Source organism: Microcystis sp. M53603_WE2, assembly GCF_030065435.1.
Genome location: NZ_JASJFF010000773.1, coordinates 1 through 8,793, shown reverse-complemented (window position 1 = coordinate 8,793; position 8,793 = coordinate 1). Strand labels below are relative to the sequence as shown.

8 protein-coding genes are annotated in these 8,793 nt (G+C 43.3%); 7 read left to right on the top strand and 1 reads right to left on the bottom strand.

What is annotated here, in order from left to right:
- A partial coding sequence (locus PX481_RS16645) for an Rpn family recombination-promoting nuclease/putative transposase (protein ID WP_288095065.1) occupies nucleotides 1-621 on the bottom strand: 621 nt, incomplete at its 3' end.
- Nucleotides 622-679: 58 nt separating this feature from the next.
- Here PX481_RS16645 and PX481_RS16640 point away from each other — a divergent pair.
- The 7 genes from PX481_RS16640 to PX481_RS16610 all read left to right on the top strand — a co-directional run.
- The gene (locus tag PX481_RS16640) at nucleotides 680-1,570 is read left to right on the top strand and encodes a S66 peptidase family protein (RefSeq protein ID WP_288095064.1); all 891 of its coding nucleotides are present in this window, start codon (nucleotides 680-682) and stop codon (nucleotides 1,568-1,570) included.
- A 61-nt stretch (nucleotides 1,571-1,631) separates the two neighbouring features.
- Nucleotides 1,632-2,609, top strand: coding sequence for an SDR family oxidoreductase (locus PX481_RS16635; RefSeq protein ID WP_002762970.1), 978 nt, complete (start codon nucleotides 1,632-1,634; stop codon nucleotides 2,607-2,609).
- A gap of 23 nt (nucleotides 2,610-2,632) precedes the next feature.
- The gene (locus PX481_RS16630; RefSeq protein ID WP_002762972.1) at nucleotides 2,633-3,550 is read left to right on the top strand and encodes an NAD(+) kinase; all 918 of its coding nucleotides are present in this window, start codon (nucleotides 2,633-2,635) and stop codon (nucleotides 3,548-3,550) included.
- Between the two features lie 226 nt (nucleotides 3,551-3,776).
- A complete protein-coding gene (locus PX481_RS16625) occupies nucleotides 3,777-4,565 on the top strand; it encodes an ion transporter (RefSeq protein WP_288055007.1) in 789 nt (262 codons plus the stop codon).
- 201 nt (nucleotides 4,566-4,766) lie between these two features.
- Nucleotides 4,767-5,789 (top strand): oxygen-dependent coproporphyrinogen oxidase, encoded by a 1,023-nt coding sequence (gene hemF / locus PX481_RS16620; RefSeq protein ID WP_002762975.1) that lies wholly within the window; start codon nucleotides 4,767-4,769, stop codon nucleotides 5,787-5,789.
- A 105-nt stretch (nucleotides 5,790-5,894) separates the two neighbouring features.
- Nucleotides 5,895-6,869 carry a tRNA lysidine(34) synthetase TilS gene (gene tilS / locus PX481_RS16615; protein WP_002762977.1) on the top strand — a complete coding sequence of 325 codons (975 nt, stop codon included), beginning with the start codon at nucleotides 5,895-5,897 and terminating at the stop codon, nucleotides 6,867-6,869.
- A 322-nt stretch (nucleotides 6,870-7,191) separates the two neighbouring features.
- The coding region (locus PX481_RS16610) for an ATP-dependent helicase (RefSeq protein ID WP_288095063.1) at nucleotides 7,192-8,793 on the top strand (1,602 nt) is incomplete at its 3' end.

Sequence of the window (8,793 nt, the reverse complement as noted above, 5' to 3'; positions counted from 1 at the left end):
GAGGTCTTGTAGTTCCAACATAGCTTCAATTTCCTCTCGACTTTTTTGGGGTAATTTATAAATGATTATCGTTTCGATTAAATCAATGACATTTTTCTGCACTAAGCGATCGCTCAGTTCTCTTTGAGCCTGTTTAATTAAAATCTTAGCAGAATTAACAGCTTGACTCTCACTTTCCGTGACCAATTTGATCATGGCGATCGCTAAGGAAGGAGTCTCGTCATTTGCCAATTCATCCAGATAGATTCTTTTAATCCTTGACAAGGATAACAAGTCTGCAAATTGCTGGGGATGTTCTCGCTCAATTTCTCGGCTAGGATAAATAACAACTATCTGCCACGGTGACAAAGGTTTATACTGTCTAAGATATAAGAAAAGTTCCGAAAATAATCGATAATATAGGTCTTCATCCTTTTGAAACTGCACTTCTACCAGATAAAAGGGCGAATTTTCTAGATTATCGAGCGGCAAAAATAAACCATCCAATCGAAAAGCTAGTTGTTTAACTTCTTGGGAAGTAAATCGATAATTGCTCACGATAGCATCGGGTCGCTCAATTAATTCAAAGAACGAATCGGGAAAATCGAGAAACATTCGATAGAATATGCTGTCAGTTTTCATGCTGTCACAAAATTACCTGTAATTTCCGCTTAATCCGCCAACAAAAGAGAATTAACCTATGATCATCCCATCATTTCTGCAACCCGGTGCTAAAGTTTCTCTGGTGGCCACCAGTGGAGCCGTCAAGGAATTAGCCGCCCTAGAAAAAGGCGTAGAAATCTGGCGATCGAGGGGTTATCAAGTGGAATTTAGCGAGAATTGGTCGAATCGTCTCGGTTATCTCGCCGGTAGCGACGAGGAACGTCGTCAAGCTTTAGCCCAAGCATGGCAAGATGCCGATTGTCAAGCAATTCTCTGCGCTAGGGGGGGTTACGGTAGCGCTCGCCTCTTAGAAAATTGGACATGGGCAAAAACTAACCCGAAATGGTTAATCGGTTTTTCCGACGTGACGGGGATTTTATGGAGTTTAGCGAAACAGGGCATTTGTAGCGTTCACGGGGCAGTTTTAACCACCTTAGCCCAAGAAAGTCCCCAATCAATCGATCGCCTCTTTTCTCTCCTAGAAGGTCGTCCTTTAGCCCCTCTTGTCGGTCAAGGTTGGGGTGGGGGCAAAGTGCGGGGACGCTTATTACCAGCTAATTTAACCGTAGCCACCCATCTCCTCGGAACCTCGGTTCAACCCACCCTAGAGGGGGTAATTTTAGCCCTAGAGGACGTAACCGAGGCCCCCTACCGAATTGATCGAATGTTAACTCAGTGGCGAATGCTGGGCATTTTCTCCCAAATTAAAGGCATTGCCCTCGGTCGTTTTAGCCGTTGTCTGGCAGCCCCCGGTAGTGATAGTCAAACCGTAGAGGAAGTCTTAAAAGAGCGTTTGGGCGATTTGGGTATTGCGGTTATTGCTGAGTTACCTTTCGGTCATGATGGCGATAATGCCGCTTTACCGGTGGGAACAATGGTAGAACTGGACGGGGATCGGGGAATCTTAGAATTTTTCTATCCCCAATGATCCACTTTTTTGATAGTATCTTAGAGAAGTGTTAACAAATGTAACAAAAAATTAATTATAGATGAAAGTATTAGTTGTCGGTGCGACAGGAACCCTAGGGCGACAGATCGTGCGTCATGCCATCGATCAGGGACATCAAGTGCGTTGTTTGGTACGCAGTCAGAGAAAAGGGGCTTTTTTGAAGGAATGGGGCGCGGAATTAGTCGGGGGAACCCTACGGGATAAGAGTACCATTATTGCCGCTTTAGAGGGAATGGACGCGGTGATCGATGCCGCTACTGCCCGGGCGACGGACTCAGCCAGCATTAAACAGGTGGATTGGGATGGTAAAGTTAATCTGATTCAAGCGGCCAAAACCGCCGGGGTAGATCGCTTTATTTTCTTTTCGATTCTCAATGCCGAAAAATATCCCAACGTGCCTTTGATGGAGATAAAACGCTGTACCGAGAAATTTATAGCAGAATCGGGTTTAAAATATACAATTCTGCGTCCCTGTGGCTTTATGCAGGGGTTAATCGGTCAATACGCCATCCCGATGTTAGATAATCAAACGGTCTGGATCACGGGGGAAAGTACGGCGATCGCCTACATGGACACCCAAGATATCGCTAAATTCGCCGTTCGCGCCCTAGAAGTCCCCGAAACCGTCGGTCAATCCTATCCTGTGGTGGGCAGCAAAGCTTGGAAAGCTGAAGAAATTATCGAAGTTTGCGAACGCTTATCGGGTAAAGAGGGGAAAATTTGGCGTTTACCCATGGGATTACTGCGTTTTATGCGGGGAATAAGCCGTTGTTTCCAATGGACTTATAATATATCCGACCGACTAGCTTTTGCGGAAGTTCTCGCTAGTGGTCAAGCTCTTGATGCCCCCATGGCAGAAGTTTATCAAGTATTTGGCCTTGATCCGAGTCAAACAACTACTTTAGAATCCTATTTACAAGAATACTTTAGCCGCATTCTCAAGAAGCTCAAGGAAATCGACTTCGAGAAACAAAAAGCTCAGAAGAAGAAGAAAACTCCTTTCAAAAAGAAAGCGTGAACCAGCAGTAGGAAAATTTGTCAATGCCCAAAATCGGCATTATTTACAACGATATTAAGCCTATCGCTTGTAAAACAGCCCATCAGATACAAGATCAGCTACTTTCCCGAGGTTGGCAGGTGTTTATGGCTACCGGAAGCGGTGGCCTGCTAGGCCATTCTAAACCCTCTCGTCCGGTTTGTTTTACCCCGATCGATCAGTTAGTCCCCCCCCACTTCGATCAGGATTTAAGTTTTGCGATCGTGTTGGGGGGCGATGGTACAGTCCTATCGGCGGCCCGGCAGTTGGCCACCCTCAATTTGCCCCTGTTAACGGTCAATACGGGACACATGGGCTTTTTGACCGAAATTTACCTAAATCAGCTTGAACCCGCCTTAGAACTGGTTCTAGAGGGGAATTACACCATCGAAAATCGCTCGATGATCACAGTGCGACTATTTCGCGAAGATACCCTCCTCTGGGAGGCACTTTCTCTCAATGAGGTGGTCGTCCACCGCGAACCCCTCACCAGTATGTGTCATTTTGAGATTCAAATTGGTGAACACGCGCCCGTCGATATCGCTGCCGATGGGGTGATTCTCTCCACTCCTACCGGTTCTACTGCCTATGCTCTCAGCGCCGGTGGCCCGGTAATAACTCCCGATGTGCCGGTATTACAATTAGCCCCCATTTGTCCCCATTCTTTAGCTTCCAGGTCCTTGGTATTTTCTGACAAGGAAACTGTAAATATTTTCCCAGCAACTGCTAATCGGATGGTGATGGTAGTGGACGGTAATGGCGGTTCTTATATCTTGCCAGAAGATCGAATTAATGTGCAGAAATCCCCCTACAATGTTCATTTTATTCGCCTGCAATCGACGGAATTCTTCCGCATCCTCCGGGAAAAATTAGGTTGGGGTTTACCTCATATTGCTAAACCAACTTCGGTGGAATTACCTTAATCAGTTATCAGTTATCAGTTATCAGTTATCAGTTATCAGTTATCAGTTATCAGTTAAGTAGTCGGACATAAATTCTGTTGTCTATCTTAAGAAATGTAAATTGCCGCAATTCCTACTGACGACCGACTCCTTACCCCACAGTTAACTTTACTTTTATCCAACTACTTATCAGATGTGAGTTTTCAGTTGACTGATTACTGATTACTGTTTACTGATCGCTGAATTTATGCTCCCTTTTCGCACCAAAATAGCTTTTTATTTAGAGGATGTCACCACGGCGATCGGACTGACGGTAAATCTGCTTATCTTAGCATTAATTTTACTATCTTTGGGGATTTATGTGGCTCAAACCTATCCCTTATCCGCCACTTGGCAAATGTGGTTACGTCAGCTTGATTGGGGAATTTTAAGCTTATTTTCCCTAGAGTATTTAATTCGGTTTTGGTGTGCGGAATCAAAACTAGGCTTTGTTTTTAATATTTTTTCGATCCTAGATTTATTGTCAATTCTGCCCCTATTTTTTGGTTTTTTTGATATTAGATTTTTTAGAATTTTTCGCTGGTTTAGAATTTTGCGAGTGATTCGTTTTTTTGGTTCCGATCTTTCTATTTTTAGGATTAAAACTTCCGATCAGATAGTATTTACTCGCATATTACTAACTCTATTCTCGATTATTTTTGTCTATGCAGGTTTAATTTATCAGATCGAACACCCGATTAATTCCCAAGTCTATCGGACATTTTTTGATGCTTTTTACTTCGCCATTGTGACTATGACTACCGTGGGATTTGGGGATGTAACTCCCCTTTCCGATGGGGGCAAAATGGTGACAGTTTTAATGATTTTAACGGGAGTTTTGTTAATTCCCTTGCAGATTAGCGCTCTGACTAAACAACTATTAAAATCTGGCACTCAAATTGATTATCCTTGTCCAGATTGTGGTTTACCCCGTCACGATATAGATGCCAATTTTTGTAAAAACTGTGGGGCAAAACTCTTAAAAAAACCTGATTGAGACTAATTCTGGCGAAATTCAGGAGCCGGTCGTCAGGAGATTATTTTTATTTATTCTCCCCACTTCCCCGCTTCCCCACTCCCTCACTTCCCCACTTCCCCACCCCCAATCCGTCTAAATGTTAAGTTAAGTATCGAAGAGCGGCCGTTTCATCACCCAGTAGTAATATAATCACTGAGTTATCAACTTTGATCCTTGAGTATGACTGCATTCACCACAACCCCCACCCTTGCCAATTTGCCCGCCAGTGACAGCCGTAGCCGCGTCAGTGAATTTATGAAATCCCTACAGGATGAAATTTGTCAGGGATTAGAAGAAGTGGATGGACAAGCAAAATTTATCGAAGATAGTTGGCAACGGCCCGAAGGTGGCGGCGGACGTTCGCGAGTTTTGCGGGAAGGGGCAATTTTTGAACAAGCAGGGGTGAATTTTTCGGAAGTTTGGGGGAAAGAATTACCTCCTAGCATTGCCAAACAACGGCCCGAGGCTGCCGGTCATCAATTTTATGCCACGGGAACCTCGATGGTCTTGCATCCTCACAATCCTTATATTCCCACGGTTCACCTCAATTATCGCTATTTTGAAGCAGGTCCGGTTTGGTGGTTTGGCGGTGGTGCCGATTTAACTCCCTACTATGCTTTTGAAGAAGATGCTAGTCATTTTCACCGCACTTTTAAACAGGTTTGCGACCAACATCATCCCGAATATTATCCCGTTTTTAAACGCTGGTGTGATGAATATTTTTATCTCAATCATCGTCAGGAAGCCAGAGGCATCGGCGGGATTTTCTTTGATTACCAAGACGGTTTAGACCCTCTCTATCGGGGTCCTTTTGCCGAAAGTGATGCCGCTATCTATTCAGAAAAATTATCTCCCCAACAACCCCGCAACTGGGAAGAAATTTTTAGTTTCATTAATGACTGTGGCCGAGCTTTTCTACCCGCTTACGTTCCCATTGTCCAGAAACGGCGCTCGACGGAATACGGTGACAGAGAACGTCAGTTTCAACTCTATCGTCGCGGTCGTTATGTAGAATTTAATTTAGTTTATGATCGTGGCACAATTTTTGGGTTGCAAACTAACGGTCGTACCGAATCAATTTTGATGTCTTTACCTCCTTTAGTCCGTTGGGAATACTGTTATCAACCTGCACCAAACACCCCAGAAGCAAAACTCTATGATGTCTTCCTAAAACCCCAAGATTGGGTTAATTGGCAAGGTTAAATCAGTTATCAGTTATCAGTTATCAGTTATCAGTTATCAGTTACCAGTTTACCGTTCACTGAAAATACTTCCCACACCCTTGTCAAGTAAATAAATCTAAAAATTTTGGCTAATTTTTGGACACCTCTCCATACTCGTCTGGAAACCACGGTGAAAAAGGGACAATTACTACCTAAAAATGCGTCTCTGTTAGTGGCATTGTCGGCAGGTCAGGATTCCCTTTGTTTAGGTCAATTATTGCTGGATTTGCGCTCTCGTTGGGGTTGGCAACTAGCGATCGCTCATTGTGATCACCGTTGGTCTCAGGACCGAGGATTAGTGGATCATGTGCAGAAAATCGCCGAAATTTGGCAATTACCCGTTTATATTGCCACCGCACCCCCCATGGCGGAAACGGAAGCCAAGGCCCGACAATGGCGTTATCAAGCTTTACAAACAATCGCCCAAGAACAGGGTTTTAATTATCTTCTCACGGCACACACGAGGAGCGATCGAGCGGAAACTTTTCTTTATAATCTCACGCGCGGGGCGGGTAGTGATGGACTTTCTGCCTTAACTTGGTTGACAAGTTTAACCCCAGATATTTTTTTAGTCCGTCCCCTCTTAAATGTCACTCGCGAGGAAACTTTCGCTTTTTGTCAAAGTCGAGAATTACCGATCTGGTATGATCGAGCTAATGAGAATTTACGCTATGCTCGCAATCGCATCCGTCTGGAATTATTACCCTACCTGCAAACTAATTTAAATCCCCAAATCGAAAAACATCTCGCCCAAACTGCCGAAATTTTGGAAGCAGAAAGCGATTATTTAGATAGTATTGCCCGGGATATTTTTCGTCAGGTTATCGATCTAGATCAACAAAGACTCGATCGCTCCCCTTTACAAATTCTACCTCTAGCGATACAAAGACGAGTGATTCGTTTATTTTTGGCTCAATATTTACCCTCATCCCCTAATTTTGCCGAAGTTGAGTCAGTGGTTAATCTCATTACTGGTGTTAATCGCGATGCCACTTCCTCCCTAACGGGCAAAATTCGGGTAGAAGTACAACAAAATTGGCTATATATCAGTGATCAGTGATCAGATTACAGTTTTAAGTGGACAGTGTTAGGTGAAAACTTCGCTACTTTCTTTTCACTGATTAAGTGGGTGGGTGGAATTAAATATAAGATGAACGTAGGTTGGGTTGAAGCATGAAACCCAACACCCGCTCATGTTACGCTACCGCTAACCCATCCTACAAATAATTGTGCCTCCCTACTTACTGCTTACTGTTTACTGTTCACTGAAAAACCCCATCTCCCCATTCTAGTTATCTCTAGCTAACTTTTACAGCAATTGGTTTAAGAAGAAACTATAATTAGTAATACAATTAAACTAAAAATAAAATTGGCGGGGCATAATGAGCGAAACTAAAGTAATTAATCGAGAAAATTTACTGGTCAATCTCCGGCAACAACTGCGAGCCGGACAACAGGAATTAGCCGATTGGCAAGGGGGAAAAATGGCCATTTCTGCGGTGCCGGGGGCAGGAAAATCCCACAGTTTGGCCGTAGCTGCCGCCATGGTTATTGCTCGTGAGCAACTTCATGCTAAAAAACAGTTAATTATTGTCACCTACACCCGCTCGGCTGCCGCTAGTATTAAAGCTAAAATTAAACAACGCTTGCAAGATTTACAACTTTCAGCCCAAGGTTTTAGCGTTCAAACTCTGCATGGACTGGCCCTACAATTAGCCCGTCGTTACCCGGAATTATCGGGATTAGACCTCGAATCTTCTACCTTAGTTATTCCGACTCCTAGCCACAGAATTATTAGAAACTCGGTGGAAAAATGGCTAATTGCCGACCCAATTCGTTATCAAAAGTTATTAGAAGGAGTGGAATTTGATGGGGAAGAAACCGAAAGATTACGCCGTCAATCGGTGCTGAGAACCGAAATTTTACCTAGTCTTGCCTATACGGCCATTCATGAGCTAAAAAGTTCGGGATTATCACCGCAGCAAGTTTGGGAATTAAGCCACTACACCGACGATAATTATCAAATTCTCGCTATTGCTAGTGGTTTGTACCAACAGTATGAAATCCTGATGCGTCAGAAAAACTATATAGATTATGATGACATGATTTTAGGAGCCTTGCGGGTATTAGAGGAAGAAAAAATTCGCCGACAATGGCAAAAATCTGTCTTTGGAGTCTTTGAAGATGAGGCACAGGATTCTAGTCCTCTCCAAGAAAAACTAATTACTATTTTAGCAAAAAATAATGACGGGGAAATACCTAATTTAATTCGCGTCGGCGATCCCAATCAAGCCATTAATTCTACCTTTACCCCCGCCGATCCTGTTTACTTTAATTGGTTTTGTGAAAGTTGTCAAAGCGAAGGCAATTTATCGACTATGAACCAAGCAGGTCGCAGCAATACTAAAATTATTGAAGCTGCTAATTTAGTTTTACAATGGGTTGATCGAGATTGGAAACAGGGAAAAGATAATCATAAAGTTACCGAGGCTCCTTTTCGGGTTCAAGCGATCCTTCCCGTCAGCGCCGAAGATCCCCAACCTAATCCAGTTAAGGAGGGAAAAGGATTAGAAATTTATCAACCCGATGACATTTATCAAACAGTGGAATTAATTGAAAAACGTCTAGTTAAATTACTCCAAGAAAACCCTCAACATAATGCGGCTATCCTCGTTAGAGAAAATCGACAGGGACACTTTTTTGCTCAAAAATTCGCCCATTTTTACAAAAGTTATCAAATCAGAATTTTTGAAGCTAACGAGATTGATCGCTTTTCCCAAATTCCCGCCGAAATGCTGAAACTATTGGCTTTTGTCGAACGTCCCCACTCTCCCGATTATCTCAAAGCGGCCTTAGAAGTGCTACAATTTAGGGGTTTAATTACTGCCCAAGACTTAAATCCTTTAGTTACCTATCCCGAACAATTTCTTTATCCCACTCCCCTCGATCCCGAACTGAAATCTAACGAAAAAATCGCCCGTCGT

What these genes read in the sequence shown, in the direction of transcription:
- hemF (WP_002762975.1), top strand. Translation starts at nt 4,767, where the DNA reads ATGACTGCATTCACCACAACCCCCACCCTTGCCAATTTGCCCGCCAGT.
- PX481_RS16630 (WP_002762972.1), top strand. Translation starts at nt 2,633, where the DNA reads ATGCCCAAAATCGGCATTATTTACAACGATATTAAGCCTATCGCTTGT.
- PX481_RS16625 (WP_288055007.1), top strand. Translation starts at nt 3,777, where the DNA reads ATGCTCCCTTTTCGCACCAAAATAGCTTTTTATTTAGAGGATGTCACC.
- PX481_RS16640 (WP_288095064.1), top strand. Translation starts at nt 680, where the DNA reads ATGATCATCCCATCATTTCTGCAACCCGGTGCTAAAGTTTCTCTGGTG.
- PX481_RS16635 (WP_002762970.1), top strand. Translation starts at nt 1,632, where the DNA reads ATGAAAGTATTAGTTGTCGGTGCGACAGGAACCCTAGGGCGACAGATC.